Genomic DNA, 25,561 nt, shown 5'->3' with positions numbered 1-25,561 from the left:
TATGATGGAATGTGTTGCGAAAGAGAATAAATGAACGATAAACATATTTTTTTGTGATTTTATCGGAAAGTAACAAACTTTAAAAGGGAATTTTCACACAATTGTCGAACAATTCATGTAGCCTAGAAGGATACACATGTCGGAGAATCGATTCGGTAAGGGAGGAAAAGCTGTGGAGAAAATTAAAGTATGTCTTGTGGATGATAATAAAGAATTAGTATCAATGCTAGAGAGTTATGTAGCTGCTCAAGATGATATGGAAGTAATCGGTACTGCTTATAATGGTCAAGAGTGTTTAAATTTATTAAAAGATAAACAGCCGGATGTACTCGTATTAGATATTATTATGCCACATTTAGATGGTTTAGCTGTACTAGAGAAAATGCGACATATCGAAAGGTTAAGACAGCCTAGCGTAATCATGTTGACAGCATTTGGACAAGAAGATGTGACGAAAAAAGCAGTTGACTTAGGTGCTTCATATTTCATATTAAAACCATTTGATATGGAGAATTTAACGAGTCATATTCGTCAAGTGAGCGGTAAAGCGAACGCTACTATTAAACGTCCACTGCCATCTTTCCGATCAGCAACAACAGTAGATGGAAAACCGAAAAACTTAGACGCGAGCATTACGAGTATCATTCATGAAATTGGTGTGCCTGCTCATATTAAAGGGTACATGTACTTAAGGGAAGCAATTTCTATGGTGTACAATGACATCGAATTACTTGGATCTATTACGAAAGTATTGTATCCAGATATCGCGAAGAAATATAATACAACAGCAAGCCGCGTTGAACGCGCAATCCGTCACGCAATTGAAGTAGCATGGAGTCGTGGGAATATCGATTCTATTTCGTCCTTATTCGGTTATACAGTATCCATGTCAAAAGCAAAACCTACGAATTCCGAGTTCATCGCAATGGTTGCGGATAAGCTGAGACTTGAACATAAGGCTTCGTAAACGCTGTAATATCAAGGTGTTAGGCGTGTTTCATAATAAAATTTAATAACCAACGAATTACGTATGTAGGCAATAAAGTACATAGGTAATTGGCGGTTAATTTAAAAACCTCTTAATTATTGGGATTTTAATTCCGAGAATTAGGAGGTTTTTTGTTGATAGAAAGCACACAATTATCATATAGAGATTTAGGTGATTTATCCCGCATTAACGGGCGGTAAGACTCCTACCTTGAAAATCGGCGGGAGATCAACTGCCCGTAACAGGTTTTATCAGATGTTTAATGAAACAAAACCTCAAATGTTTAATGTGTTTCGGCAATTTGAAAAGATTGCAGAAGAACTAATGCATGCTGCTGAAAAGTTTCGTAATGCTGATGAACTTTATGATGGTAATTTAGTTGAAGGTAATTTATCAGATAAAAACTTTGGAAGCTTTACAAGAAGCCCGTGATACATTTATGTTTTCTGAAACTGGTGGAAGAAGTAGATTTAAAGGTGTACAAGAAGTAATAAAAGATTATGCGGATAAAGTTCTTGATAGAGTTGAAGTGAAAAATGAGTATCCTGATTCGTATACAGTATCTAAAATATTACGTGAAGGACATAAGGATGCAGGGATTGAGCCACCCCCATATTCTAATGCAGCACATCACATCGGACCCTGGAATGATAAAAGGGCGGCAATTGTACAAGAATTATTAGAAGAGTTTGGGGTACATCCTGATTCTGCTGCTAATGGGGTATTTTTACCATATAAATTGAACGATTATGTAACTACTGAAGCATTACATATCGGTAGTCATTCAGCAGAATATGCAGATGAAGTGGCTAGAGTGTTAAAAGAAGTTAAAGTATACGGTGGTACTTAAACTGATACTATTGCAGCCCTACATGACATAAGAATACGTTTGTTAGAGGGGAGTTTAAAATTAAATAAATTGAAATAATTTGTAAATATATTGAATCTTGAAGGAGAATAAAAATGAAAATTTGGGAATTGAGAAGTTCATTTGATGATTACCAGTCTTTCCAGCTATTGAAATATAAAGAGGATAAAAAATATTTTGAAGGGAAGTTCAACTCCACAGCAATTTTACTAGATTCATGGGGAGAAATATTTATTGAATGTATAGAAGGAGATAAACCTAGCGACTGTCCGCATTTTTTGGGGGGAACTGGTTCAATAATGATTAGTGAACAAGCAAAAAATTTATTAGAACCTTTAATAGGTGCTGATGTTGAGTTTCTTCCACTTGTTCATAATAAAACAAATGAAGTATATTATGTAGTCCATGTTTTAAATGTACTAGATGCAATTGACAGTAATAAAGCAATCTTTAAAAAGTTAATCACAGGTCTAGTAATAGGATGTGAAAAATTCGCATTTATTCCTAACATTGTTCACAATGAAATGATTTTTAAAGTCTATATAAATCAAAGAATCCATCCGACTTCCGTTTTTGTATCAGATGAATTGAGAAATATAATTTTAGAAAGTGATTTAAAAGGTTTTGAATTTATAGAGGTATGGGATTCAGAAACGGACATGTAAAAAAAGTCCTAAAATAACTGATAGGAGTTAGTAAGATGGATGCAAAGGTTTCAGAAATTCTAAGAATGTTAAACAATTATGAGGGAAATGAAAAAGAAATTTTTGAACAGATTCAAGCTGAAGCAATGGTGAAATTTATATGTGGAAAAATCTGATTTTAGAAATTGAAAAAATAGAGAAAAGTTTTAATGATAAACTGAATATACCCGCAACAGATAGTGACGTTCAGAAATTAAGAGAACGCATGAAAGAGAGTTTTAATGTTGACTTACCGAGTGAATATGAGGAGTTTCTTAAAACTGTAAATGGATTAGATTTTAATGGGCTAGTACTTTATGGAGTTGACTCTTATTTGTTAGATACAGAAAAAGATGAACAAATTTGCGGCTTTATAGACACGAATGAGATTTGTTATGAAAATGAATTTCAAAAAGAGTATCTTTTCCTTGGAGATTCAAATATAGCATGGTTCTGTAAAAACTTATTAGACGGTACTTATCTAGAACTTGATAAACCATCTGGTACAGTGATGAATACATATAATGATTGCAACACAATGCTTGAGGAAGCATTGAAAACAGCCCTTCTTTAATAGGGGGGGATTAAATTTAAGCGAGGAAGTCATCCATGATATAATAGAGAAAATAATAAAAAGTCCTGCAAAACAGGACTGTATTATTCTTCGTCTTTATTTTGTTTTTCTAATTCAACTAGTTTTTGAATTAAAATGTGCTGCGGCATATGCATAAGTTGTTCAAGTGGAACACCTAATGCTTTTGATAGGCGGACAGCAGTATCTGGAGAAATTTGTAATGGTCTCATAGAAGTACCTCCTTTTTCGTATAGTATAGCATAAGATTGGGGGAGTGAGGATGACTCTTATATTTGCACATCGTGGTGCAGCGGGAACATACCCAGAAAATACGATGATTTCATTTGAAGCAGCGGAATCTTTTAGAGCGGATGGGATTGAACTTGATGTTCAATTAACGAAAGACGGAAAGGTTGTCGTCATTCATGATGAAACAGTGAACCGGACAACAAATGGAAAAGGTGCGGTTCGAAATTATGTATATGAGGATTTATGTAAATTAGATGCGAGCTATAAATTTGGTAATAAAGTAGGGTTTTGTAAAATACCTCTTTTAGAAGAAGTGTTAGAATGGATTGAACAAACAGAGTTGTTGATTAATATTGAACTTAAAAATAATAAAATTCCATACAGAGGCTTAGAGGAAGAAGTTATAACGCTTGTACGTAAATTTAATTTAGAAGATCGTGTTATATTTTCCTCATTTAATCACTACAGTATGAAAAGGTGTCATATGATGGCTCCTGATATCCAAACAGCGATTTTATATCGCGAAGGTTTGCATAGTCCATGGGCATATGCGAAAAAAATGGGCGCTACAGCAGTACACCCCAATTATCGTTATCTTCAAGATGCTATTGCTGAACTAACGATGGAAAGTGATGTAGAGGTTCGCCCCTATACAATTAATGAAGAAACACTTATGCGGAAATATTTTGATATGAAAATTTCCGCAATTATTACTGATTATCCTGAAACGGCAAGAACGTTATTGCCAATAAAAAAATGAGGCCGCGTGTAACGGTCTCATTTTTTTATTGATAAATAGTGAGGATTTCCTATCTTCTAAAGCGAGCTTGTACTTTATTTCGTTTACGGTCTCGGTGTAAGACGAAGCCACCAAAAATATAAAAACCGAGTCCGAAGCAAAGAGCGCCAATTAAAAATTGTAACCACAGTATAGAGAGTGGAGGAAATAGAATCCCAAATACTGTATCTCTCATTAACTTAATGCCAAGCACAGCTAATGAAATAGGGATGAGTGCTAATAATAGAGCAAGGTAACGCTGCATATAAACGCTCCTTTTCAGATTATTTTGTTTATTTTAATGATGTTATATGAAAAGGGGGTTTGTCAAGAGGGGGCTGAACGAGTAAGATAAGGGTGTGAAAAATTTTGCAGAGATACTTCGAGAGGAAGTGGAATATATGAAACAAAAAGTTTTAATTGTTGGTGCAGGTGAAGGTGGTAGTACACTGCTGCGTCTGTTACAGAGTTCGAATATATTTCAAATTATAGGGATTATTGATATAAATCCGATAGCAAAAGGGTTACAAATGGCAAAGGAATACGGGATTGCAATTGGAGAGAGTGTCACTCCGTTTCTTTCTATGCACATTGATGTAATGTTTGATATGACAGGTGACGATGATTTACATAAAGATTTATTAAAGAAAAAGCATAAAGATACTCTTCTTATACCAGGTGATATTGCAAAGATTGTTACGAGATTAGCACATGAGAAGGAAGATTTAATTGGAAAGTTAGAAGAGCAAACACAGCAAGGTGATTTAATTTTAAACTCTACGCATGACGGTATGATAGTGATTGATCAAGAAGGACAAGTTCGCCTATTTAATAAAAGTGCAGAGCGTATTATTGAGTATAAAAAAGAAGATGCGGTAGGCAAATATATTTTAGAAGTTATTCCGACTAGTAAGTTGCTTCGTATTATACGTACGAAACAAATAGAAGTAAATTATGAACTGACGCTTGAGAATGGAAAGAAAATTATTACAACCCGTATTCCAATATTAAAAGAAGGAGGAGAAGTGCAAGGGGCATTTGCGATTTTTAAAGATATAACAGAGGTTGTAGATCTTGCGGAAGAAGTTACAGATTTAAAGGAGATTCAAACGTTACTTGAGGCGATTATTAACTCGTCTGAGGAAGCCATTTCGGTCGTGGATGAAAAAGGTCGAGGGTTAGTAATTAACCCTGCATATACGAAATTAACAGGTTTAACAGAAGAGGACATTATTGGGAAGCCAGCTACAACTGATATTGTAGAAGGTGAAAGTATGCATATGAAAGTACTTCGAACGCGTAGGGCGGTACGAGGAATACATATGAAGATTGGACAAAAAAAGCGAGACGTAATTGTAAACGTAGCACCGGTCATTGTGGATGGAATATTAAAAGGAAGCGTTGGTGTAATTCGTGACGTATCAGAAATTCAAAAGTTAACAAATGAATTGAATCGAGCAAGGCAAATTATTCGAACGTTAGAAGCGAAATATTCATTTGATGACATTGTCGGAAATTCAGATGAAACAACGGCTGCTATTGAGCAGGCGAAACTGGGGGCGAATACACCAGCAACAGTATTGCTACGCGGGGAGTCAGGGACAGGTAAAGAATTGTTTGCACATGCTATCCATAATGGAAGTAATCGAAAATATAATAAGTTCGTTCGTGTAAACTGTGCAGCTATTTCAGAGACGTTGTTAGAAAGTGAATTATTTGGTTATGAGGAAGGGGCGTTTTCTGGCGCGAAAAGAGGGGGAAAACGTGGATTCTTTGAGGAAGCGAATAACGGTAGTATCTTTTTAGATGAAATAGGGGAACTATCTGCAAATACACAAGCAAAACTCCTTCGCGTTTTGCAAGAAAAAGAGATTGTAAAAGTTGGTGGAACGAAAGCGATCCCTATTAATGTGCGGGTAATTGCAGCAACACACGTGAATTTAGAAAAGGCCATTCTAGAAGGAGAGTTTAGGGAGGATTTATATTATCGATTAAATAAAATTCCAATCCAAATTCCATCTCTTCGTCAGCGGAAAGGTGATATACCAGCGATTGCAGAAAGATTAATTCAAAAAATTAATCAGGATTATGGCCGGAATATAGAGGGGCTCACCGATTCGGCTATTTCGTATTTACAATCATATGAATGGCCAGGGAATGTGAGGGAACTTGAAAATATTTTGGGGAGAGCTATTATCTTTATGAATTATAACGAGACTTATATTGATGTAAACCATTTACCTCCATTACATAACGAAGAGCAAGTGGAGTCAAAGCAAGCTCATTTATTACCTGAGTTAGAAGAAAAGCCACTTGAACATTTAGTAACGGAGTTTGAAGGGAATATCATTCATGAATATTTAGAGAGATTTGGTGGAAATAAAACACAGACGGCAAGAGCGTTAGGAATTTCGGTTCGAAATTTATATTACAAGCTAGAAAAGTATGAGTGTGCAAAAAATAGCATGCAATAAATTGCGTACCGTGCAATTTATTGCATGGTATACAAAAAGTGACAAAATAAGACAGAATCTTTTGTTATTTTCCAAAGTATTGATTTTACTGCATTTTGAATGCGTTTTCATTATTGGTAAGACCACTTTAAAAAGTTGGCACGGTATTTGCTTTATAAAAAGACGAGGGACGACGGAAAGGGTTGATTACAAAATATGAAGTTAGAACACTTAATTGATCAAGCGGCAGGCCAGCCTAAAAAAACTGTGGCTGTAGCAGTAGCTGAAGATCATGAAGTAATTGAAGCTGTAGCAAAAGCAATTACATTACAGCTAGCTCAATTTCGTCTATATGGAAACCAAGAAAAAATAATGGGGATGTTACAAGAACATAGTTTACAAACTTCAGAACATATTGAAGTGATTGCAGCACAGTCAAGTGCTGAGGCTGCAGAACTTTCTGTGAAAGCTGTAAAAAATGGCGAAGCAGATGTGCTCATGAAGGGAAACATCCCAACAGCAAATATTTTGAAAGCTGTATTAAATAAAGAGTGGGGACTTCGTAAAGGTAGCGTACTTTCACACGTTGCAGCATTTGAAGTTCCAAATTACGATCGTCTCATTTTTGTTACAGATGCAGCGATGAACATTGCACCTGATGTAACACAGAAAGCTGCTATTATACAGAATACTGTAGAAGTTGCCCGGGCAATAGGAATTGATTTGCCAAAGGTAGCACCAATTGCAGCAGTAGAGGTTGTGAATCCTGCGATGCAAGCGACAATTGATGCAGCGATGTTAACTCAAATGAATCGCCGCGGACAAATTAAAAATTGTGTCGTTGATGGACCACTTGCTTTAGATAATGCAGTATCACAAATTGCAGCAGAACATAAAGGCATAGTAAGTGATGTAGCAGGTAAGGCAGACATTTTACTCGTCCCAACGATTGAAGCTGGAAATGTGCTATATAAATCACTCGTATACTTTGCGGATGCAAAAGTAGGAGCAATGATTGCTGGCGCAAAAGCACCGATTGTTTTAACATCTCGTGCTGATTCAGCAGAAACAAAAGTATATTCATTAGCATTGGCAGTTGCGACTGCTTCAAAATAAACCAAATAGGGTAAAACAATTAGGGGGAAACGACAATGACATTAGAAATCTTCGAATACTTAGAAAAATATGATTATGAGCAAGTAGTATTTTGTCAAGATAAAGAATCTGGTTTAAAAGCAATCATTGCAATTCATGATACAACACTTGGACCAGCTCTTGGTGGAACAAGAATGTGGACATATGATTCTGAAGAAGCGGCGATTGAAGATGCATTGCGTCTTGCAAAAGGGATGACATACAAAAACGCAGCAGCTGGTTTAAACTTAGGTGGTGCGAAAACAGTAATTATCGGTGATCCACGTAAAGATAAGAGCGAAGCGATGTTCCGTGCATTAGGACGTTACATTCAAGGACTAAACGGACGTTACATTACAGCTGAAGATGTTGGTACAACAGTAGATGATATGGATATTATCCACGAAGAAACTGACTTTGTAACAGGTATTTCACCATCATTCGGTTCTTCTGGTAACCCATCTCCAGTAACTGCATACGGTGTGTATCGTGGTATGAAAGCTGCTGCGAAAGAGGCTTTCGGTACTGATAATTTAGAAGGAAAAGTAATTGCTGTTCAAGGTGTTGGTAACGTAGCATATCACCTATGCAAACATTTACACGCTGAAGGAGCAAAACTAATCGTTACAGATATTAATAAAGAAGCTGTACAACGTGCAGTAGAAGAATTCGGTGCAACAGCAGTTGAGCCAAATGAAATTTACGGTGTTGAATGTGATATTTACGCACCATGTGCATTAGGCGCAACAGTTAATGACGAAACTATCCCACAACTTAAAGCAAAAGTAATCGCTGGTTCTGCAAATAACCAATTAAAAGAAGATCGTCACGGCGACATCATTCATGAAATGGGTATCGTATACGCACCAGATTATGTAATTAATGCAGGTGGCGTAATTAACGTAGCAGACGAGTTATATGGATACAATAGAGAACGTGCATTAAAACGCGTTGAGTCAATTTATGACACAATTGCAAAAGTAATCGAAATTTCAAAACGCGATGGCATTGCAACTTATGTAGCAGCTGATCGTCTAGCTGAAGAGCGCATTGCAAGCTTGAAAAACTCTCGTAGCACATACTTACGCAACGGTCACGACATTATTAGCCGTCGCTAATCATTCATATATTACTTTTACAAAAGGTGTGGTTACCTCTTATGAGGTTTCCGCCTCCTTTTGAATTTATTAGTGGAGGTAGCAACAGTGTCTTTAAATCGAATTCTTGTTATTAATCCGGGTAGTACATCCACAAAAATCGGTGTTTTTGATAATGAAAGACCCGTTTTAGAAGAAACTATTCGTCATGACGAAGAACAGATTGGAAAATATAAGCGAATTATTGACCAATATGAGTTTCGTAAAGAAACGATCTTAGAAGTTCTACATTCTCACGGTATTAACATTTCAAAGTTAAACGCAGTTTGTGGACGCGGGGGATTACTTCGTCCAATCGAGGGCGGAACATACACAGTAAACGATGCGATGTTAGAAGATTTAAAAAATGGGTTTAGCGGTCATCACGCTTCAAACCTTGGGGGCATTTTAGCATATGAAATTGCTTCTGGATTAAATATTCCAGCATTCATTGTAGACCCTGTCGTTGTAGATGAAATGGAGCCAATTGCTCGTATAAGTGGTATCGCTGGTATGGAACGGAAAAGTATTTTCCATGCATTAAATCAAAAAGCAGTTGCTCGTAAAGTAGCTGAAGAATTAAACCACAAATATGAGGATTTAAATTTATTAGTTACACATATGGGCGGCGGTATTACAGTTGGTGCTCATAAAAAAGGAAAAGTTATCGATGTGAATAATGGTTTAAATGGAGAAGGACCATTTAGCCCAGAACGTGCGGGTACAGTACCAGTAGGACAATTAGTTGAAATGTGCTTCTCCGGTGAGTATTACCGAGACGAAATGGTCAAAAAACTTGTTGGACAAGGTGGACTTGTAAGTCTTATCGGTACAAATGATGCGATTAAAGTAGAACAAATGGTTGAAAAAGGTGATCCTGAAGCAACCCTAATTTATAAGGCAATGGCGTATCAAGTTGCAAAAGAGATTGGCGGAGCTAGCGCTGTACTTCACGGGAAAATCGATGCAATCGTATTAACTGGTGGACTTGCTTACAGTAAAATTCTTGTTGATGAAATAAAAGAACGAGTAGACTGGATTGCAGATGTTATCGTACATCCAGGAGAAGATGAATTACAAGCATTAGCAGAAGGAGCACTTCGTGTACTGCGTGAAGAAGAAGCTCCAAAAGAATATATTGTACGTGAAAAAGAAACGGTAGCTAGGGGTTGAGATAATGGCAAAAGAATATGATTTAGTCATCGTTGGCGGCGGTACTGGTGGATATGTTGCTGCAATTCGTGCATCACAACTAGGTTTAAAAACTGCACTTGTTGAAAAAGAAAATCTTGGTGGTACTTGTTTACACAAAGGATGTATTCCTAGTAAAGCCCTTTTACGTAGTGCGGAAGTATACGCAACTGCTAAAAAAAGCGAAGAGTTCGGGGTTATTGCAAGTAATGTAGAACTAAACTTTGCGAAAGTACAAGAGCGTAAAGAGAAGATTGTAACGCAACTGCATAAAGGTGTTCAACACTTAATGAAACAAGGTAAAATTGATGTGTTTGAAGGTATTGGCCGTATTCTTGGCCCATCTATTTTCTCTCCGATGCCAGGGACAATTTCAGTTGAACTTGCAAGTGGAGAAGAGAATGAAATGTTAATTCCGAAAAATGTACTTATTGCAACAGGTTCTCGTCCAAATTCATTACCAGGTTTAGAATTAGACGGAGAGTATGTAATGTCTTCGGATCATGCTCTAAAAATGGAAACGCTTCCTAGTTCGATTATTATCGTTGGTGGCGGTGTAATCGGTATTGAGTGGGCATCTATGCTTGCTGACTTTGGTGTAGAAGTTACAGTCTTAGAGTATGCGAAAACAATACTACCACTAGAAGATCAAGACGTTTCAAAAGAGATGCAACGTCTATTCAAGAAAAAAGGTATTAAAGTGGTAACTGGTGCAAAAGTATTACCAGAAACATTGGTAAAAGATAATGGAGTAACAATCCAAGCTGAACATAACGGTGAAAATAAAGAATTTAAAGCAGAAAAAATGTTTGTATCTGTAGGACGACAAGCCAATACGCAAAATATTGGTTTAGAGAATACGGATATCGTTGTGGAAAAAGGATACATTCAAACAAATGAGTTTTATCAAACGAAAGAATCTCATATTTACGCAATCGGTGATGTAATCGGCGGTTTACAGCTTGCTCACGTTGCTTCTCATGAAGGAATTGTTGCAGTAGAGCATATTGCTGGTAAAGAAGTTACACCAATTGATTATTCTATGGTATCAAAATGCGTATATAGCAGTCCGGAAGTTGCTTCTGTCGGTTTAACAGAACAAGAAGCGAAAGAAAAAGGCTATAAGTTAAAAGTAGGTAAGTTCTCATTCCGTGCAATTGGAAAAGCACTTGTATACGGCGAATCAGATGGTTTCGTAAAACTTGTAGTTGATGAAGAAACAAATGACATTCTTGGTGTTCATATGATTGGACCACATGTAACAGATATGATTTCTGAAGCTGGTCTTGCAAGAGTACTTGATGCAACACCTTGGGAAGTAGCACATACAATTCATCCGCATCCATCATTATCTGAGGCGATTGGTGAAGCAGCGTTAGCTGTAGATGGAAAAGCGTTACACGCATAAAAATGTGGATTTAGGAGGTTATGAAAAATGGCAGAAGTAAAAGAAAAGCGCCATGAAGAGCTTGGCTTAAGTGATGAGCAAGTATTAGAAATGTTCCGTACGATGTTACTTGCACGTAAAATCGATGAACGTATGTGGTTATTAAACCGCGCTGGTAAAATTCCATTCGTAATTTCTTGTCAAGGACAAGAGGCAGCACAAGTTGGAGCAGCATTCGCTCTTGATAGAGAGAAAGATTATGCATTACCATACTACCGTGATATGGGTGTTGTACTAGCGTTTGGTATGACAGCGAAAGAGCTTATGCTATCTGGTTTCGCGAAAGCTGGAGATCCAAACTCTGGTGGTCGTCAAATGCCTGGTCACTTTGGTCAAAAGAAAAATCGTATTGTGACAGGTTCATCTCCAGTAACAACGCAAGTACCACATGCAGTTGGTATTGCATTAGCAGGAAAAATGGAAAAGAAAGATTTAGTAACGTTTGTTACATTCGGAGAAGGCTCTTCTAACCAAGGGGATTTCCATGAAGGGGCAAACTTTGCTGGCGTACACAAGTTACCTGTTATTTTCATGTGTGAAAATAATAAATACGCAATCTCTATTCCAGTTGAAAAACAATTAGCATGTAAAAATGTATCAGACCGTGCAATTGGATACGGTATGCCTGGATATACAGTAGATGGAAATGATCCGCTTGCAGTATATAAAGCTGTAAAAGAAGCGGCAGACCGTGGCCGCCGTGGTGAAGGTCCAACATTAATTGAAACAGTATCATATCGTTTAACAGCACATTCAAGTGACGATGATGATCGTGTTTATCGTGATAAAGAAGAAGTAGAAGAAGCGAAGAAAAATGATTCGATTATAACATTTGCTGCTTATTTAAAAGAGGTTGGCGTGTTAACTGAGGAATCTGAAAAACAAATGTTAGACGAAATTATGCATATCGTAAACGAAGCAACAGAATATGCAGAAAATGCTCCGTATGCAGCACCTGAAGATGCATTGAAGCACGTATACGCAGAATAGGGGGGAACGTTTCATGGCTGTAATGTCTTATATTGATGCTATTACATTAGCAATGCGCGAGGAAATGGAACGCGATGAGAAAGTATTCGTTTTAGGTGAAGATGTTGGTAAAAAAGGTGGCGTATTTAAAGCGACACACGGATTATATGATCAATTTGGTGAAGATCGTGCGCTAGATACACCACTTGCAGAATCTGCAATCGCTGGAGTAGCAATTGGTGCGGCAATGTATGGAATGCGTCCAATCGCTGAAATGCAGTTTGCTGATTTCATCATGCCAGCAGTAAACCAAATTGTTTCTGAGGCAGCAAAAATTCGTTACCGTTCTAATAATGATTGGACTTGTCCAATCACAGTTCGTGCGCCATTTGGCGGCGGTGTTCACGGTGCATTGTATCATTCACAATCTGTAGAAGCGATGTTTGCAAACCAACCTGGTTTAAAAATTGTTATTCCTTCTACACCATATGATGCAAAAGGCTTACTAAAAGCTGCAATTCGTGATGAAGATCCAGTATTATTCTTTGAGCATAAACGTGCATATCGCTTAATTAAAGGTGAAGTGCCAGAAGATGATTACGTATTACCAATCGGAAAAGCAGATGTAAAACGTGAAGGTGATGATATTACTGTTATCACATACGGATTATGTGTTCACTTTGCTCTTCAAGCAGCTGAAAAGTTAGCACAAGATGGAATCTCTGCACACATTCTTGATTTACGTACTGTATATCCATTAGATAAAGAAGCAATCATTGAAGCAGCTTCTAAAACAGGTAAAGTTCTTCTTGTAACAGAAGACAATAAAGAAGGAAGTATTATGAGTGAAGTGGCAGCAATTATTGCTGAAAACTGTCTGTTTGATTTAGATGCGCCAATCGCACGTCTTGCAGGTCCAGACGTACCAGCAATGCCATATGCACCAACAATGGAAAAATTCTTTATGGTAAATCCAGATAAAGTTGAAAAAGCAATGCGTGAGCTTGCGGAATTTTAATCGGGGGGACTATACATGGCTGTAGAAAATATTACAATGCCTCAGCTCGGGGAGAGCGTTACAGAGGGTACAATTAGTAAATGGCTCGTGAATGTTGGCGATCACGTAAACAAGTATGATCCGCTTGCAGAAGTAATGACTGATAAAGTAAATGCTGAAGTACCATCTTCTTTCACTGGTATTGTGAAAGAGTTAATCGCTGGTGAAGGTGATACGTTAGCTGTAGGTGAAGTAGTTTGTGTGATTCAAGTAGAAGGCGCAGATGAAGTAGCAGCAACAGCTGTTGAGGAAAAAACAAAAGAAGAACCAAAGGCAGAAGTAACTACTCCTGAAAAAGCACCGAAAGCAAAACAACCAACTGATGGAAAACCACGTTTTTCACCAGCTGTGTTAAAACTTGCGGGTGAGCATAACGTGGATTTAGATTTAGTAGAAGGTACGGGAGCAAATGGCCGTATCACTCGTAAAGATATTTTAAAGCTAGTGGAATCTGGAAATATTCCGCAAGCAGGTGCGAAAAAAGAGGAAGCGGTAGCGGCAGTAGTAGAAGCGCGTCCAGAAGCACCAAAAGCCGCGCCGGTAGCACAAAAGGTAGAAGCTGCGAAACCAGTTTCTGTACCAACAATGCCTGGCGATATCGAAATTCCAGTAACAGGTGTGCGTAAAGCAATCGCAGCGAACATGTTGCGTAGTAAACACGAAGCACCACATGCTTGGATGATGATTGAAGTAGATGTGACAAACCTTGTGTCATACCGTAATTCAATTAAAGGTGATTTCAAAAAGCGTGAAGGCTTTAACTTAACGTTCTTTGCTTTCTTCGTAAAAGCAGTAGCACAAGCGTTAAAAGAATATCCTCAAATTAATTCAATGTGGGCTGGCGATAAAATCGTTCAGAAGAAAGATATTAACCTTTCTATCGCTGTTGCAACAGAGGACGAACTATTTGTACCAGTAATTAAACATGCAGACGAGAAGACAATTAAAGGTATCGCTCGTGAAATTACAGAGCTTGCAGGAAAAGTACGTACGAAATCGTTAAAAGCGGACGAAATGCAAGGCGGAACATTTACAATTAATAATACAGGATCATTCGGTTCTGTTCAATCTATGGGTATTATTAATTACCCACAAGCGGCCATTTTACAAGTTGAATCAATTGTAAAACGCCCAGTAATTATGGATAATGGCATGTTTGGTGCTCGTGACATGGTTAACTTATGTTTATCACTTGATCACCGTGTACTAGATGGCTTAGTTTGTGGTAAGTTCTTAGGACGTGTAAAAGAAATTTTAGAAAATACGTCAGAAAATAATACGTCTGTATATTAATAAAAAGCTCGCTTATGCGAGCTTTTTATCATCCTATTTCTTCATCTACATCCTACTATATGTATAATACCTTTCCCAGTAATCTTACAATGAACGATTATGTATTAGGAATTTATGAAAATACATTGCTGATATATGGTATATGGATATAAAATAAGAAAAGAATAATTTTTTGGCAAATCTTACTGATGAAACTGTAGTATAATATATTGTATTGTATGAAAAAGAGAGTTATTCTATATAAGTGTTTTATAGATAATGTGTAATCAGTCGTCAAAACATGAAGAATGTTGACTCCTGGTTTTTTATTTTGCTGTAACAATGTTTCAGGAGGATGTCATGAAAAGAAGTACCGAGTTTCTAAAAAGTTTAGATGTAAAATTAATATTAATTTTGTTAGCATTATGTGTTACGAGTATAGCTGCTATATATAGCAGTCAGCAAACTGGCCAATATGGAGAGGCGAACTTTGCGATGAAACAAGGTTTGAACTACATAATTGGGGTTGTATTGTTATTGCTTGTTGCAAGCATTGACTTAGATCAACTACAAAAATTGTCTTGGCCGCTTTATATCGTTGGATTTGCTTCACTTATTCTTTTGAAAATACTACCGGTTTCCACTTTCACACCTGAAAAATTAGGTGCAAAAAGATGGTTTGTATTTCCGTTACTTGGACAAATTCAACCATCTGAGTTTTTCAAAATTTCATTGCTTCTCGTGGTAGCAAGTATAGCAGTGAAACATAATGCACAGTATATGGCAAGGACATTCCAAACGGACTTAAAATTAGTAGGTAAAATTGTACTAGTATCCCTCCCGCCTATTGCTGTTGTATATAGCCAACCGGATACAGGGATGGTGTTCTTATATGCTGCTGCAATTGCATGTATTTTATTTATGTCAGGTATTCAGAAGAAATTGATAGCGTTATGTACAGTTATTCCAGTTACCATATTATCTGCATTAATATTTATTTACGTAAGGTATGAGGATTTCTTCTTTAATAAGTTAGTTACGCTACTAAAACCGCACCAACAATCACGTATTTTAGGTTGGTTAGATCCATTTGAACATACAGACCAAGGTTATCAAACACAGCAATCGATTTTAGCTGTAGGTAGTGGCGGTATGGAAGGGAAAGGGTTTGGCGAAGGGAACGTCTATATCCCTGAGAAGCATACTGACTTTATTTTCGCTACAATTGCCGAAGAAGGTGGATTTATTGTAGCAGCGTTAGTTGTATTCTTGTTCCTATTACTACTATATAGAACAATTATTATCGGTTATTCTGCTGATAATTTATTCGGTACATTATTATGTGCTGGATCGATTGGGATATTAACGGTTCAAATATTCCAAAACATCGGTATGATCGTTGGATTAATGCCTGTAAAAGGGATTGCATTACCGTTCTTATCATATGGGGGAAGTTCCTTGTTCTCAAATATGATTATGATGGGTCTTATATTATCCGTACGAAAAACGTATAAAAAGTATATGTTTTCCGTTAAGTAAGAAAAGCTGATTCGTTAAAAAACGAATCAGCTTTTTTACATATATGCTCTTACCCGTTGCAAACTAAAACAAAGTAGCAGTTTGAGACGGGTAAGGAGTACAAAGTGATGCATATGCATATTTTTGAAGGGGCACGGCATCTTTCTAATAGTGAATGGGTTATTCGGGATATTATAGCATACATATTTTTAATATTAGTTGCGAAAGCGATGGGACAAAGGTCTATCGCACAACTTCGTTTTTTAGATGTTGTATTAGTGTTATTGCTCGGCGGGAATATTTCTAACGCATTATCTGATGAAAAAGTAGGATTACTCGGCTCAATGATTACAACGTTCATACTCGTTGTACTTCACATTATAAGCTCAGTCTTAATGTTGAAATGGGATAGATGGAGGCGCTTTTTAGAGCCACAGCACCTATTATTCTTATACACAATGGTTCCATTGATTTTAGCAATTTGAAAAAAGTGAGAATTACGGTGGAATATTTATTTTCGGAACTTCGTATGCGAAATGTGAGCGACATTCAAAAGATTAAATTAGCATTATGGGAAGCGAATGGTGTTGTTTCTATTTTTCAGTATCCTGAATATGAGGCAGTTTCGCGGCTTGATCTGAAAGTGGCGGGAAAAAAATCTCCAGTTTCTTTTGTATTAGTAAAGGATGGGAGCATTCAGAAAGATGTTCTTGCTTTATTAGGGAAAACAGAAGAATGGGCGAGAGAATTTCTAGAGAAAAACGCAGAAGTTGAATCCATTCTGTTAGCTACAGTAGATGAAGCACATAAAATAAATATATTGTTAAAAAAATGAAAAATATACGCATTTTGTCGTTTCATACATATGATACAATAGTGTGGACAACGAAAAAGGAGGGATACGATGGGATATGTAGAAGAATTACGAAAAATAGTTGGTCATCGCCCTTTAATTTTAGTTGGTGCTGTTGTACTCGTTATAAATGAAAATGGATATGTATTATTACAACAAAGAACAGAGCCTTATGGAAAATGGGGGCTGCCTGGCGGATTAATGGAGCTTAGTGAATCACCAGAAGAAACAGCTTGCCGTGAAGTATACGAAGAAACAGGGATAAAAGTGAAGAACCTACAATTAATCAACGTATTTTCTGGAGCGAATTATTTTACAAAATTAGCAAACGGCGATGAATTTCAATCTGTAACGACTGCTTATTATACGGATGAATACGATGGAGATTTTGTTATGAATAAAGAAGAAGCGGTTCAGCTTACATTCTTCCCACTAACAGAACTACCTGACTATATTGTGGGATCGCATAAAAAAATGATTGTTGAATATATGAAAATTATGGAAAAAAAGATATAATAATAGTGAAAGAAATACAAAAACACAGTTCTGGTTGGTAGTCCAGACGCATGATTTCATGTCAGTAACCTTCCCCTCCGGGATGTCCCGTATTTCTAATTTTTTTAAGGAGGGGCTGTCAATGGAGTTGACAGTATATCACGATGGCCAATTTTTTGTTGGGATCATTACATGTAAAGAAAAAGGGAAATTGTATGGAGCAAGGTATATTTTTGGAACCGAGCCGTCAGACGAAGAAATACTTATATTTGTAAATGGTCCAATGTTAGCGTATTTTCAGCACTTTGCAAAATGTGGCGTGGAAGTGAAAGAAAAAAAGCGTCCAAAAAATATAAAGCGTATCATACGACAAGTAGCAAAAGAAGTAAATGTAAACCGTTTTACTAAGGCACAAGAGGCAATTAGCTTATCCTATGAACTGCATAAACAAGAAAAGAAAGTGCAATCTAAGGAGAAGCGTGAGGCTGAAAAACAAAGAAGACGTTTAATCAAAGTACAAAAAGCAAAGCAAAAACATCGTGGTCATTAAGAAAAGGTGTTAGAGCCCTGCTCTAACACCTTTTCTATGCTGAAATACAAGTAAACTTACTTGTATTTCATAAACATTAACTGGTAAGATACAAATAGGTAGTTTTAGAGGAGGGAAAAGATTGATTAATTTTAACTTTTTTATGAATGATGTTGTCCGCCAAGCACGTGAAGAGATTGTCTCTGCTGGATATACAGAATTAACGACGCCAGAAGCAGTAGAAGAAGCGTTTAAAAGAAATGGAACAACACTTGTAATGGTAAACTCTGTATGTGGCTGTGCAGGCGGTATTGCTCGTCCTGCTGCTGCGCATTCCGTACATTATGATAAACGACCTAACCATCTTGTAACGGTGTTTGCAGGTCAAGATAAAGAAGCGACAGCAAGAGCTCGTGAATATTTCGAAGGGTATCCACCTTCTTCTCCATCATTTGCTTTATTAAAAGATGGAAAAATTGTAACGATGGTAGAGCGTCATGAAATTGAAGGTCATGAACCGATGCAAGTTATTGCAAAACTACAATCTTATTTCGAAGAGAATTGTGAAGAACTATAATTATAAGCGAAAAGGCGGTACGTTCACTTAATTGTGGACATAGCGCCTTTTTTTATTTAGCATCAAGTTTTATAGAGCATGAATATCCTTTGTGTTTTATGCATCTTTTTATACATAGTGAATAGTGTTGTTATTGTTAATTTATTTATTTTTATTTTATATATTGCATAAAAATAAAAGTGCTGATACAATACAAACATCGAATAAATATTCTATTAAACTTTTAAATATACATTATTAGGGGGAAGAAAGATGAAGAAGTTATTATCAATATCGTTTGCACTTATTTTAATTGTAAGTATGTTCAGTGCTTGTAGTAATGGGGAAGAAAAGACTACTGGGAAAAATAAGAAAGTACTGGTTATGGGGACTTCAGCAGATTATAAGCCATATGAATACGTAGAAGCTTCAAAAAGTGATGAAATTATCGGCTTTGATGTTGATGTTGCTAAATATATCGGAAAAGAACTTGGTTATGAAGTGAAAGTGAAAGATATGGATTTTGGTGGTTTATTAGCATCTCTTAGCTCAGGAAAAGTTGATTTCGTAATGGCAGGTATGACGCCGACTGCAGAGCGTAAAAATAATGTTGATTTCACAGATATTTATTTCGTTGCGAAAAATATGGTTGTTTCTAAAAAGGATTCTAACATTAAATCTGTAGAGGATTTAAAAGGGAAAAAAGTAGGGGTACAAACAGGATCTATTCAAGAAGAGAAAGCGGCAGAATTTAAAAAACAAGTAGATTTCAAAGTTGAGGGACGTGACCGTATACCAGAAATTGTACAAGAAATTAAAGCAGGTCGTTTTGATGCCGCAATTATAGAAGACACAGTTGCTAAAAATTATGTAGAGAAAATGAAAGATTTACAAGGAATTGAAATTCAAGAAGCGCCAGAAGAAGTTGGAGCAGCAATTGCCCTTCCGAAAAACAGTGACAAAACAGCTGAATTTAATAAAGTAATTAAAAAAATGCAAGAAAATGGAGAAATGGATAAATTAGTGAAGAAATGGTTTGGCAGCGAAAAATAAGCTGCCTTTCACTTTTCTGTGAGGGGAATGAAAAGAATGAATTTAGATTTTTCGGCGATTACGCCTTCGATACCATATATATTAAAAGGCTTAGAAGTTACTTTGAAAATTGTAGCAGTATCAGCGCTAGTAGGGTTTATTTTAGGAATGCTATTAGCACTCTGCAAAATTGCTAGAATACGAGCATTAAATATAGCGGCAGATCTTTATACATCAATTTTCCGTGGTACACCACTTGTATTGCAATTAATGATTATTTATTTCGGTGTCCCGCAAATAATTGGTTATGAAATACCGGCATTCGTAGCGGCTGTATTAGCATTTAGTTTGAATTCAGGTGCATATATGTCAGAAGTAATCCGTGCGGGCATTCAAGCGGTTGATAAAGGACAAACAGAAGCAGCGATGGCTTTAGGCGTTCCTTATGGGAAAATGATGCGAAATATCATTTTCCCTCAAGCATTAAAAAACATATTACCAGCGCTTGTGAACGAGTTTGCAACACTTACGAAAGAATCAGCTGTAGTAACAGTAATAGGAGCGACAGATTTAATGCGCCGTGCTTACATCGTAGGTGGCGAGACGTTTAAATATCTTGAACCATTACTTTTTGTTGGACTGATTTATTATATGTTAGTCATTATTCTTACATTAGTCGGGAAGGCAATTGAAGGGAGAATGAAGAAAAGTGATTAAAATTGAAAACCTTCATAAATCATTTGGAAAAAACGAAGTATTAAAAGGAATTACAACAACGATTGAAAAAGGGGAAGTAGTAGCAATTATTGGACCGTCTGGATCAGGGAAATCAACATTTTTACGTTGTATGAATGTGTTAGAAGCACCGACGAATGGTCACATTTGGATTGGAACGGAAGAAGTAACGAATCCGAAAACGAATATTATGCACGTTCGTGAAAATGTCGGAATGGTATTTCAACATTTTCACCTATTTCCTCATATGACTGTATTAGAAAATATTACGTATGCTCCTATTCATGTAAAAGGAGTAACGAAACAAGAAGCTGAAAAGAAAGCCGAGAAACTTTTAGAGAAGGTCGGTTTATTAGATAAAAAAGATACGTATCCGAATCGTCTTTCGGGCGGACAGAAGCAACGTGTAGCAATTGCGAGAGCGTTAGCGATGGAACCGGAAGTGATGTTATTCGATGAACCTACATCAGCACTAGATCCAGAGATGGTGAAAGAAGTATTAGAAGTTATGAAATCATTAGTTACGACAGGAATGACAATGGCGATTGTTACACATGAAATGGGATTCGCGAAAGAAGTAGCTGATCGTGTTCTCTTTTTAGATGGTGGAAAGCTTGTAGAAGATAGTGCACCAGCAGAATTTTTTGCAGCACCGAAAAGTGAACGTGCGCAACAATTTTTACAAAAAATATTGTAATATGTAACGGTTACGTGAATAATAAGTAGAAAAGGATGACATTGTGTCATCCTTTTTTTATACTAGCTGTAAATACGTTTATACATATAGGAGCAATGCTATGTTCAAAATTGGATACCGTACAGTAAAAACAGCAATAGGGACAGGTGCAGCAGTTTTTATTGCTCAGTTATTAGGATTAGAATTTTATAGCTCAGCGGGTATTTTAGTTATATTATGTGTACAAAATACGAAACGTAAATCACTTCAAGTATCGTTACATCGTTTTTTAGCTTGTGTATTATCAATGGTATTCGCGTTTTGTATTTTTGAAACAATTGGATATACACCGCTAGCAATTAGCGTATTATTACTTACATTTATTCCGACTGCAGTAATGCTTAAAATTCAAGAAGGTATTGTCACGAGTTCAGTTATTGTGATGCATCTATATTCATTGAAACAAATTACATGGCTTATTGTTGGAAATGAAATTGCGATATTAACGATAGGGATTAGCGTGGCTTTATTAGTGAATATGTATATGCCAAGTAGTGAAAATAAGTTGAAAGAGTATCAGGACAAAATAGAAAGTAATTTTAAAACGATTTTGTTTGAAATGGTCGTTTATTTACGAAACAGGGAAAGTAGTTGGAGCGGAGCAGAACTTATTGAAACTGAAAATATGCTAAATGAAGCAAGGGATTTATCGTTTAAGAAGCTTGAGAATGCATTCATGCGAGAAGATGGCTATTACTATCGTTACTTTAATATGCGCATGCAACAGTTCGAAATTTTAGAGCGGATGATACCATTAGCAGCTTCTTTATCATGGACATACGAACAAGCTGACATGATTGCGGATGTGGTTGAAAACATTGGAAATGCCATTAGTCCTGAGAGTACTGGGGTTATCTCTTTAAGACAGCTTCAAGAAATGAGAGAATTATTTAGGGACATGCCATTGCCAGTTACACGCGAAGAATTTGAGATACGTGCGAAACTTGTTCAACTTGTATATGAAATGGAGCAATATTTACTCATTAAAAGTCGTTTTAAGGGAAAGGATAATATAAAAGAACTTATATAGAAGGTAGGAATTATTTATGCCGTATCTTCTCTCTTTCATATTATGTCTTTCTTTATCGCCTATTTGGCCTCTTGGTGATAATCCACGTGCCGGGGATCCTTTTATTATTGTAAATAAAGCGACGAATAAATTAGCTTATATTGACGATGGGAAGATTCAAAAGGTTTTTCCAGTTGCGACAGGGAAAACAAATGAATTAACTCCAGAGGGAACTTTTGATATTGTCATGAAAGCAAAGGATCCATATTATATTGCGAAGAATATTCCAGGGGGATCCCCGAAAAATCCACTTGGATCTAGGTGGATGGGATTTAATGCAAGAGGAACTGATGGGAGTAAGTATGGAATACATGGAACAAACCAACCGAGTTCAATTGGAAAGTATATTTCACAAGGATGTATAAGAATGAAGAAAAATGATGTGGAATATTTATTTGATCGCATTCCGATTGGAACGAAAGTATGGATTGTAAAATCGAAAAAATCATTTCAGCAATTGGCAAAAGAAAAAGGAGCCATTGCATATGAAAAAGCCAACGGAAAGGTTGGTTTTTTCTATTGTAATAAGTTGTCTTGACATGTGTACATAACCATGAGTTAATGAGAGTATAGAAAGATAAAAATTAAATAAAGGGGTTGCTCATATGTACTTGAATCCAAAAATTTCGTATATGCAATTTTTTATGGGATTTCTATTTGTTATTACATTCATGTTGGCAACTTTTAATATATGTTCTTATCTTGTAGCAATTGTATGTATGGCATTACTCAATCTTACTTTTGTTATTGGAGCATTTCAGCAGAAACAATATACAAGTTTTGTAATAGCACTTGTAATGTCATTTTCCTTTATTATTGTAGCGATTGTGCTTTATATAAAATAAACCATCTCGATATCGAGATGGTTTATTTTGTTATATGTAAAAAGTAAAAAAAGGACGAACACATCGTCCTTTTTACCAAAACATACTCGCGCCAGCAAGTAATGTTGTTACAAGCATAGAAATTAGCATTACATAAATCATAACTTTTTGAGCTTTTTTATGCATCGTTATACCTCCTTGCAAATCAGTACAATATCATTGTAACGAGAAATGATATTGTGGACAAGGGGAGAGAAATGACAAAATTCGAGAAGTGTGTGTAAAGTATAACAGGAAATTTGTACGCATGTAGAGAATATATAAAATGATGGAGTATAAGTTTTTTGTTATGCAAGCTGAAGAATGGAGATACGATGATGAAAATATATGAAACAAATCGTTTACATTTAAGGGAAATTGATGAGTCGTATGCTGAAAAAGTTCTTCAATATTACGACAGAAATCGTGAATTTTTAAAAGCTTGGGAAGAGTATAGACCGGATGATTTTTTTACGTTAGATTATCAAAAGAAAAAGTTGCAAAAGGATAGAAAAGAGATCGCAGAAGGTAAAATCATCAGGCTTTGGATTTTTAAAAAGGGTGATGATACGAAAATAATTGGATGTATTTCATTTAATTTAATTGTTCGCGGAATTTATCAATCTTGTGTACTTGGCTATAAATTAGATAAGGCAGAGTTAAACAAAGGTTATACGACAGAAGCGCTTAGAAAAGCGATTCAAGTTGCTTTTGAGGAATTTCAATTACATCGTATAGAAGCACCGATTATGCCACGAAATTTAGCATCTATACAAGTCGTGACGAAGATAGGTTTTCAATATGAGGGTGTGTCTAGGAAGATGTTAATGGTTAACGGAGTGTGGGAAGATCATATGCGCTGGGTATTGTTAAATGAGTAATAGAAAGCAGATGGTTATCAAGACATATAAACCGTCTGTTTTTTGTCTTGTATTTCGAAACTTTTGCGAAATTCTGTTATAATTAATAGTGTTACATACATAATGGTAGTGCAGGAGGCGCAGTCTTATGATTAATCAAGAACGTTTAGTAAATGAATTTATGGAATTAGTACAAGTAGATTCTGAAACGAAATTTGAAGCAGAAATTTGCAAAGTATTAACAAAGAAATTCACAGATTTAGGTGTAGAAGTATTTGAAGATGACACAATGGCTGTTACTGGGCATGGTGCAGGTAACTTAATTTGTACATTACCAGCAACAAAAGATGGTGTTGATACAATTTACTTTACTTCTCATATGGATACAGTAGTTCCTGGTAATGGAATTAAGCCTTCTATTAAAGATGGATATATCGTATCAGATGGTACTACAATTTTAGGTGCGGATGATAAAGCAGGATTAGCATCCATGTTCGAAGCAATCCGTGTTTTAAAAGAGAAAAACATCCCTCATGGTACAATTGAATTTATTATTACAGTTGGAGAAGAATCTGGTCTTGTTGGTGCAAAAGCATTAGATCGTGAGCGCATTACAGCGAAATACGGTTATGCATTAGATAGCGATGGAAAAGTTGGTGAAATCGTTGTTGCAGCTCCTACACAAGCGAAAGTGAATGCGATTATTCGCGGGAAAACAGCTCATGCTGGTGTAGCACCAGAAAAAGGTGTATCTGCAATTACGATCGCAGCGAAAGCAATTGCGAAGATGCCACTTGGACGTATTGATTCTGAAACAACTGCAAATATTGGACGTTTTGAAGGTGGTACACAAACGAATATCGTTTGCGATCACGTGCAAATCTTTGCAGAAGCGCGTTCTTTAATCAATGAAAAAATGGAAGCACAAGTTGTAAAAATGAAAGAAGCATTTGAAACAACTGCAAAAGAAATGGGCGGTCACGCAGACGTTGAAGTAAACGTTATGTATCCAGGATTTAAATTTGCTGATGGCGATCACGTTGTAGAAGTTGCAAAACGTGCAGCTGAAAAAATTGGTCGTACACCTTCTCTTCACCAAAGTGGTGGCGGAAGTGATGCAAACGTAATTGCAGGACATGGTATTCCAACAGTTAACTTAGCGGTTGGTTATGAAGAAATTCATACAACAAACGAAAAGATTCCTGTTGAAGAATTAGCGAAAACAGCAGAATTAGTTGTTGCAATTATTGAAGAAGTAGCGAAGTAATGTAATAGAAAAAGCGTGTAAATCACATTGGATTTACACGCTTTTTATTTTGATTCGATTGCTTTTACAAGGCGGATAAGCCAATACAAGAAAATCCATGGAAGTATATGAGTTGTTGCAATGCCCAGTAGATTTGGAAGAATCCCTGCTACGTTAATATCAAAAATAGAGAGTAATAAATAATTAATTAAGATGATTAATATAATAACGAGAAATGTATAATTGAGGTTACTGTTTGATTTCAGAATA

Annotated in this window: 30 protein-coding genes and 1 pseudogene; 27 read left to right on the top strand and 4 right to left on the bottom strand. The window is 36.3% G+C overall.

The window, feature by feature from the left end:
- The first annotated feature begins 172 nt into the window (after positions 1 to 172).
- The 5 genes from spo0A to AAG068_RS20930 all read left to right on the top strand — a co-directional run bounded on the left by spo0A (position 173) and on the right by AAG068_RS20930 (position 3,113).
- The gene (spo0A, locus tag AAG068_RS20950; protein ID WP_003161566.1) at positions 173 to 967 is read left to right on the top strand and encodes a sporulation transcription factor Spo0A; all 795 of its coding nucleotides are present in this window, start codon (positions 173 to 175) and stop codon (positions 965 to 967) included.
- A 276-nt stretch (positions 968 to 1,243) separates the two neighbouring features.
- Positions 1,244 to 1,420, top strand: coding sequence for a hypothetical protein (locus AAG068_RS20945; protein ID WP_342715697.1), 177 nt, complete (start codon positions 1,244 to 1,246; stop codon positions 1,418 to 1,420).
- Positions 1,395 to 1,838: an AHH domain-containing protein gene (locus AAG068_RS20940; protein WP_342715696.1), complete on the top strand. Its 444-nt coding sequence runs from the start codon at positions 1,395 to 1,397 to the stop codon at positions 1,836 to 1,838. The genes AAG068_RS20945 and AAG068_RS20940 overlap by 26 nt, the downstream gene beginning before the upstream one ends.
- Positions 1,839 to 1,951: 113 nt before the next feature.
- Positions 1,952 to 2,521 carry an imm11 family protein gene (locus AAG068_RS20935; RefSeq protein ID WP_342715695.1) on the top strand — a complete coding sequence of 190 codons (570 nt, stop codon included), beginning with the start codon at positions 1,952 to 1,954 and terminating at the stop codon, positions 2,519 to 2,521.
- Positions 2,522 to 2,660: 139 nt separating this feature from the next.
- On the top strand, positions 2,661 to 3,113 hold the full coding sequence (locus tag AAG068_RS20930; protein WP_342715694.1) for a YrhA family protein: 453 nt from the start codon (positions 2,661 to 2,663) through the stop codon (positions 3,111 to 3,113).
- 83 nt (positions 3,114 to 3,196) lie between these two features.
- Here the strand turns inward: AAG068_RS20930 and AAG068_RS20925 are convergent, their stop codons facing one another.
- Positions 3,197 to 3,343 carry a YycC family protein gene (locus AAG068_RS20925; protein ID WP_001247671.1) on the bottom strand — a complete coding sequence of 49 codons (147 nt, stop codon included), beginning with the start codon at positions 3,341 to 3,343 and terminating at the stop codon, positions 3,197 to 3,199.
- 50 nt (positions 3,344 to 3,393) lie between these two features.
- On the opposite strand from AAG068_RS20925, the gene AAG068_RS20920 reads away from it, so the two are divergent.
- Positions 3,394 to 4,122 (top strand): glycerophosphodiester phosphodiesterase, encoded by a 729-nt coding sequence (locus tag AAG068_RS20920; protein WP_342715692.1) that lies wholly within the window; start codon positions 3,394 to 3,396, stop codon positions 4,120 to 4,122.
- Positions 4,123 to 4,171: 49 nt separating this feature from the next.
- Here the strand turns inward: AAG068_RS20920 and AAG068_RS20915 are convergent, their stop codons facing one another.
- Positions 4,172 to 4,405: a DUF2627 domain-containing protein gene (locus AAG068_RS20915; protein WP_098667350.1), complete on the bottom strand. Its 234-nt coding sequence runs from the start codon at positions 4,403 to 4,405 to the stop codon at positions 4,172 to 4,174.
- 136 nt (positions 4,406 to 4,541) lie between these two features.
- Between AAG068_RS20915 and AAG068_RS20910 the strand changes: the two genes are divergently transcribed.
- The 19 genes and pseudogenes from AAG068_RS20910 to AAG068_RS20820 all read left to right on the top strand — a co-directional run bounded on the left by AAG068_RS20910 (position 4,542) and on the right by AAG068_RS20820 (position 23,167).
- On the top strand, positions 4,542 to 6,614 hold the full coding sequence (locus AAG068_RS20910) for a sigma-54-dependent Fis family transcriptional regulator (RefSeq protein WP_342715691.1): 2,073 nt from the start codon (positions 4,542 to 4,544) through the stop codon (positions 6,612 to 6,614).
- A gap of 195 nt (positions 6,615 to 6,809) precedes the next feature.
- Positions 6,810 to 7,709, top strand: a complete 900-nt coding sequence (gene yqiS, locus AAG068_RS20905) for a phosphate butyryltransferase (RefSeq protein ID WP_342715690.1) — start codon at positions 6,810 to 6,812, stop codon at positions 7,707 to 7,709.
- A gap of 35 nt (positions 7,710 to 7,744) precedes the next feature.
- Positions 7,745 to 8,845, top strand: coding sequence for a leucine dehydrogenase (locus tag AAG068_RS20900; RefSeq protein ID WP_000171362.1), 1,101 nt, complete (start codon positions 7,745 to 7,747; stop codon positions 8,843 to 8,845).
- 87 nt (positions 8,846 to 8,932) lie between these two features.
- Positions 8,933 to 10,036, top strand: a complete 1,104-nt coding sequence (gene buk / locus AAG068_RS20895; protein WP_098667353.1) for a butyrate kinase — start codon at positions 8,933 to 8,935, stop codon at positions 10,034 to 10,036.
- 4 nt (positions 10,037 to 10,040) lie between these two features.
- Positions 10,041 to 11,462 carry a dihydrolipoyl dehydrogenase gene (lpdA, locus tag AAG068_RS20890; protein ID WP_342715689.1) on the top strand — a complete coding sequence of 474 codons (1,422 nt, stop codon included), beginning with the start codon at positions 10,041 to 10,043 and terminating at the stop codon, positions 11,460 to 11,462.
- Positions 11,463 to 11,489: 27 nt separating this feature from the next.
- The gene (gene bfmBAA / locus AAG068_RS20885) at positions 11,490 to 12,491 is read left to right on the top strand and encodes a 3-methyl-2-oxobutanoate dehydrogenase subunit alpha (RefSeq protein ID WP_000852554.1); all 1,002 of its coding nucleotides are present in this window, start codon (positions 11,490 to 11,492) and stop codon (positions 12,489 to 12,491) included.
- Positions 12,492 to 12,504: 13 nt separating this feature from the next.
- On the top strand, positions 12,505 to 13,488 hold the full coding sequence (gene bfmBAB, locus AAG068_RS20880; RefSeq protein WP_000290076.1) for a 3-methyl-2-oxobutanoate dehydrogenase subunit beta: 984 nt from the start codon (positions 12,505 to 12,507) through the stop codon (positions 13,486 to 13,488).
- Between the two features lie 15 nt (positions 13,489 to 13,503).
- Entirely contained in the window at positions 13,504 to 14,820 is a 1,317-nt protein-coding gene (locus tag AAG068_RS20875) for a dihydrolipoamide acetyltransferase family protein (RefSeq protein WP_342715688.1), read from the top strand.
- 339 nt (positions 14,821 to 15,159) lie between these two features.
- Positions 15,160 to 16,338, top strand: a complete 1,179-nt coding sequence (locus tag AAG068_RS20870; RefSeq protein ID WP_098667355.1) for an FtsW/RodA/SpoVE family cell cycle protein — start codon at positions 15,160 to 15,162, stop codon at positions 16,336 to 16,338.
- A 107-nt stretch (positions 16,339 to 16,445) separates the two neighbouring features.
- Positions 16,446 to 17,152: pseudogene (locus AAG068_RS20865) on the top strand (DUF421 domain-containing protein).
- 69 nt (positions 17,153 to 17,221) lie between these two features.
- The gene (locus AAG068_RS20860; RefSeq protein ID WP_342715687.1) at positions 17,222 to 17,686 is read left to right on the top strand and encodes an NUDIX hydrolase; all 465 of its coding nucleotides are present in this window, start codon (positions 17,222 to 17,224) and stop codon (positions 17,684 to 17,686) included.
- 121 nt (positions 17,687 to 17,807) lie between these two features.
- Positions 17,808 to 18,215, top strand: a complete 408-nt coding sequence (locus AAG068_RS20855; protein WP_342715686.1) for a YjdF family protein — start codon at positions 17,808 to 17,810, stop codon at positions 18,213 to 18,215.
- Between the two features lie 142 nt (positions 18,216 to 18,357).
- A complete protein-coding gene (locus tag AAG068_RS20850; RefSeq protein ID WP_001979317.1) occupies positions 18,358 to 18,771 on the top strand; it encodes a BrxA/BrxB family bacilliredoxin in 414 nt (137 codons plus the stop codon).
- Between the two features lie 252 nt (positions 18,772 to 19,023).
- Positions 19,024 to 19,803 (top strand): transporter substrate-binding domain-containing protein, encoded by a 780-nt coding sequence (locus tag AAG068_RS20845; RefSeq protein WP_342715685.1) that lies wholly within the window; start codon positions 19,024 to 19,026, stop codon positions 19,801 to 19,803.
- Between the two features lie 36 nt (positions 19,804 to 19,839).
- Positions 19,840 to 20,499 (top strand): amino acid ABC transporter permease, encoded by a 660-nt coding sequence (locus AAG068_RS20840; RefSeq protein WP_306183812.1) that lies wholly within the window; start codon positions 19,840 to 19,842, stop codon positions 20,497 to 20,499.
- Entirely contained in the window at positions 20,492 to 21,214 is a 723-nt protein-coding gene (locus tag AAG068_RS20835) for an amino acid ABC transporter ATP-binding protein (RefSeq protein ID WP_042512209.1), read from the top strand. Before AAG068_RS20840 ends, AAG068_RS20835 begins: the two co-directional genes overlap by 8 nt.
- Before the next feature lie 100 nt (positions 21,215 to 21,314).
- Positions 21,315 to 22,283, top strand: coding sequence for an aromatic acid exporter family protein (locus AAG068_RS20830; RefSeq protein WP_048531019.1), 969 nt, complete (start codon positions 21,315 to 21,317; stop codon positions 22,281 to 22,283).
- 16 nt (positions 22,284 to 22,299) lie between these two features.
- Entirely contained in the window at positions 22,300 to 22,860 is a 561-nt protein-coding gene (locus AAG068_RS20825) for a L,D-transpeptidase (RefSeq protein ID WP_071757309.1), read from the top strand.
- 67 nt (positions 22,861 to 22,927) lie between these two features.
- A complete protein-coding gene (locus tag AAG068_RS20820) occupies positions 22,928 to 23,167 on the top strand; it encodes a DUF3894 domain-containing protein (RefSeq protein ID WP_342715684.1) in 240 nt (79 codons plus the stop codon).
- Between the two features lie 72 nt (positions 23,168 to 23,239).
- On the opposite strand, the gene prli42 is transcribed toward AAG068_RS20820, so the two are convergent.
- On the bottom strand, positions 23,240 to 23,332 hold the full coding sequence (gene prli42, locus AAG068_RS20815) for a stressosome-associated protein Prli42 (protein ID WP_000549038.1): 93 nt from the start codon (positions 23,330 to 23,332) through the stop codon (positions 23,240 to 23,242).
- 188 nt (positions 23,333 to 23,520) lie between these two features.
- Here prli42 and AAG068_RS20810 point away from each other — a divergent pair, with 188 nt between their 5' ends.
- Positions 23,521 to 24,066: a GNAT family N-acetyltransferase gene (locus tag AAG068_RS20810; protein WP_142337313.1), complete on the top strand. Its 546-nt coding sequence runs from the start codon at positions 23,521 to 23,523 to the stop codon at positions 24,064 to 24,066.
- A gap of 127 nt (positions 24,067 to 24,193) precedes the next feature.
- The gene (locus AAG068_RS20805) at positions 24,194 to 25,312 is read left to right on the top strand and encodes a tripeptidase T (RefSeq protein ID WP_342715683.1); all 1,119 of its coding nucleotides are present in this window, start codon (positions 24,194 to 24,196) and stop codon (positions 25,310 to 25,312) included.
- A 44-nt stretch (positions 25,313 to 25,356) separates the two neighbouring features.
- Here AAG068_RS20805 and AAG068_RS20800 read toward each other — a convergent pair whose 3' ends face one another.
- Entirely contained in the window at positions 25,357 to 25,557 is a 201-nt protein-coding gene (locus AAG068_RS20800; RefSeq protein WP_342719797.1) for a hypothetical protein, read from the bottom strand.
- Positions 25,558 to 25,561: the final 4 nt, after the last annotated feature.

Source organism: Bacillus paramycoides (assembly GCF_038971285.1).
Classification (GTDB): Bacteria; Bacillota; Bacilli; order Bacillales; family Bacillaceae_G; genus Bacillus_A.
Note: the sequence above shows the minus strand (reverse complement) of the source record. Positions and strands in the feature narration are given on the sequence as shown.

What these genes read in the sequence shown, in the direction of transcription:
- bfmBAB (WP_000290076.1), top strand. Translation starts at nt 12,505, where the DNA reads ATGGCTGTAATGTCTTATATTGATGCTATTACATTAGCAATGCGCGAG.
- AAG068_RS20935 (WP_342715695.1), top strand. Translation starts at nt 1,952, where the DNA reads ATGAAAATTTGGGAATTGAGAAGTTCATTTGATGATTACCAGTCTTTC.
- bfmBAA (WP_000852554.1), top strand. Translation starts at nt 11,490, where the DNA reads ATGGCAGAAGTAAAAGAAAAGCGCCATGAAGAGCTTGGCTTAAGTGAT.
- yqiS (WP_342715690.1), top strand. Translation starts at nt 6,810, where the DNA reads ATGAAGTTAGAACACTTAATTGATCAAGCGGCAGGCCAGCCTAAAAAA.
- AAG068_RS20870 (WP_098667355.1), top strand. Translation starts at nt 15,160, where the DNA reads ATGAAAAGAAGTACCGAGTTTCTAAAAAGTTTAGATGTAAAATTAATA.
- AAG068_RS20945 (WP_342715697.1), top strand. Translation starts at nt 1,244, where the DNA reads ATGTTTAATGAAACAAAACCTCAAATGTTTAATGTGTTTCGGCAATTT.
- AAG068_RS20875 (WP_342715688.1), top strand. Translation starts at nt 13,504, where the DNA reads ATGGCTGTAGAAAATATTACAATGCCTCAGCTCGGGGAGAGCGTTACA.
- AAG068_RS20840 (WP_306183812.1), top strand. Translation starts at nt 19,840, where the DNA reads ATGAATTTAGATTTTTCGGCGATTACGCCTTCGATACCATATATATTA.
- AAG068_RS20900 (WP_000171362.1), top strand. Translation starts at nt 7,745, where the DNA reads ATGACATTAGAAATCTTCGAATACTTAGAAAAATATGATTATGAGCAA.
- AAG068_RS20855 (WP_342715686.1), top strand. Translation starts at nt 17,808, where the DNA reads ATGGAGTTGACAGTATATCACGATGGCCAATTTTTTGTTGGGATCATT.
- AAG068_RS20915 (WP_098667350.1), bottom strand. Translation starts at nt 4,405, where the DNA reads ATGCAGCGTTACCTTGCTCTATTATTAGCACTCATCCCTATTTCATTA.
- prli42 (WP_000549038.1), bottom strand. Translation starts at nt 23,332, where the DNA reads ATGCATAAAAAAGCTCAAAAAGTTATGATTTATGTAATGCTAATTTCT.
- AAG068_RS20850 (WP_001979317.1), top strand. Translation starts at nt 18,358, where the DNA reads ATGAATGATGTTGTCCGCCAAGCACGTGAAGAGATTGTCTCTGCTGGA.
- AAG068_RS20860 (WP_342715687.1), top strand. Translation starts at nt 17,222, where the DNA reads ATGGGATATGTAGAAGAATTACGAAAAATAGTTGGTCATCGCCCTTTA.
- lpdA (WP_342715689.1), top strand. Translation starts at nt 10,041, where the DNA reads ATGGCAAAAGAATATGATTTAGTCATCGTTGGCGGCGGTACTGGTGGA.
- AAG068_RS20830 (WP_048531019.1), top strand. Translation starts at nt 21,315, where the DNA reads ATGTTCAAAATTGGATACCGTACAGTAAAAACAGCAATAGGGACAGGT.
- AAG068_RS20810 (WP_142337313.1), top strand. Translation starts at nt 23,521, where the DNA reads ATGATGAAAATATATGAAACAAATCGTTTACATTTAAGGGAAATTGAT.
- AAG068_RS20820 (WP_342715684.1), top strand. Translation starts at nt 22,928, where the DNA reads ATGTACTTGAATCCAAAAATTTCGTATATGCAATTTTTTATGGGATTT.
- AAG068_RS20845 (WP_342715685.1), top strand. Translation starts at nt 19,024, where the DNA reads ATGAAGAAGTTATTATCAATATCGTTTGCACTTATTTTAATTGTAAGT.
- AAG068_RS20920 (WP_342715692.1), top strand. Translation starts at nt 3,394, where the DNA reads ATGACTCTTATATTTGCACATCGTGGTGCAGCGGGAACATACCCAGAA.
- AAG068_RS20930 (WP_342715694.1), top strand. Translation starts at nt 2,661, where the DNA reads ATGTGGAAAAATCTGATTTTAGAAATTGAAAAAATAGAGAAAAGTTTT.
- AAG068_RS20910 (WP_342715691.1), top strand. Translation starts at nt 4,542, where the DNA reads ATGAAACAAAAAGTTTTAATTGTTGGTGCAGGTGAAGGTGGTAGTACA.
- AAG068_RS20805 (WP_342715683.1), top strand. Translation starts at nt 24,194, where the DNA reads ATGATTAATCAAGAACGTTTAGTAAATGAATTTATGGAATTAGTACAA.
- AAG068_RS20825 (WP_071757309.1), top strand. Translation starts at nt 22,300, where the DNA reads ATGCCGTATCTTCTCTCTTTCATATTATGTCTTTCTTTATCGCCTATT.
- AAG068_RS20925 (WP_001247671.1), bottom strand. Translation starts at nt 3,343, where the DNA reads ATGAGACCATTACAAATTTCTCCAGATACTGCTGTCCGCCTATCAAAA.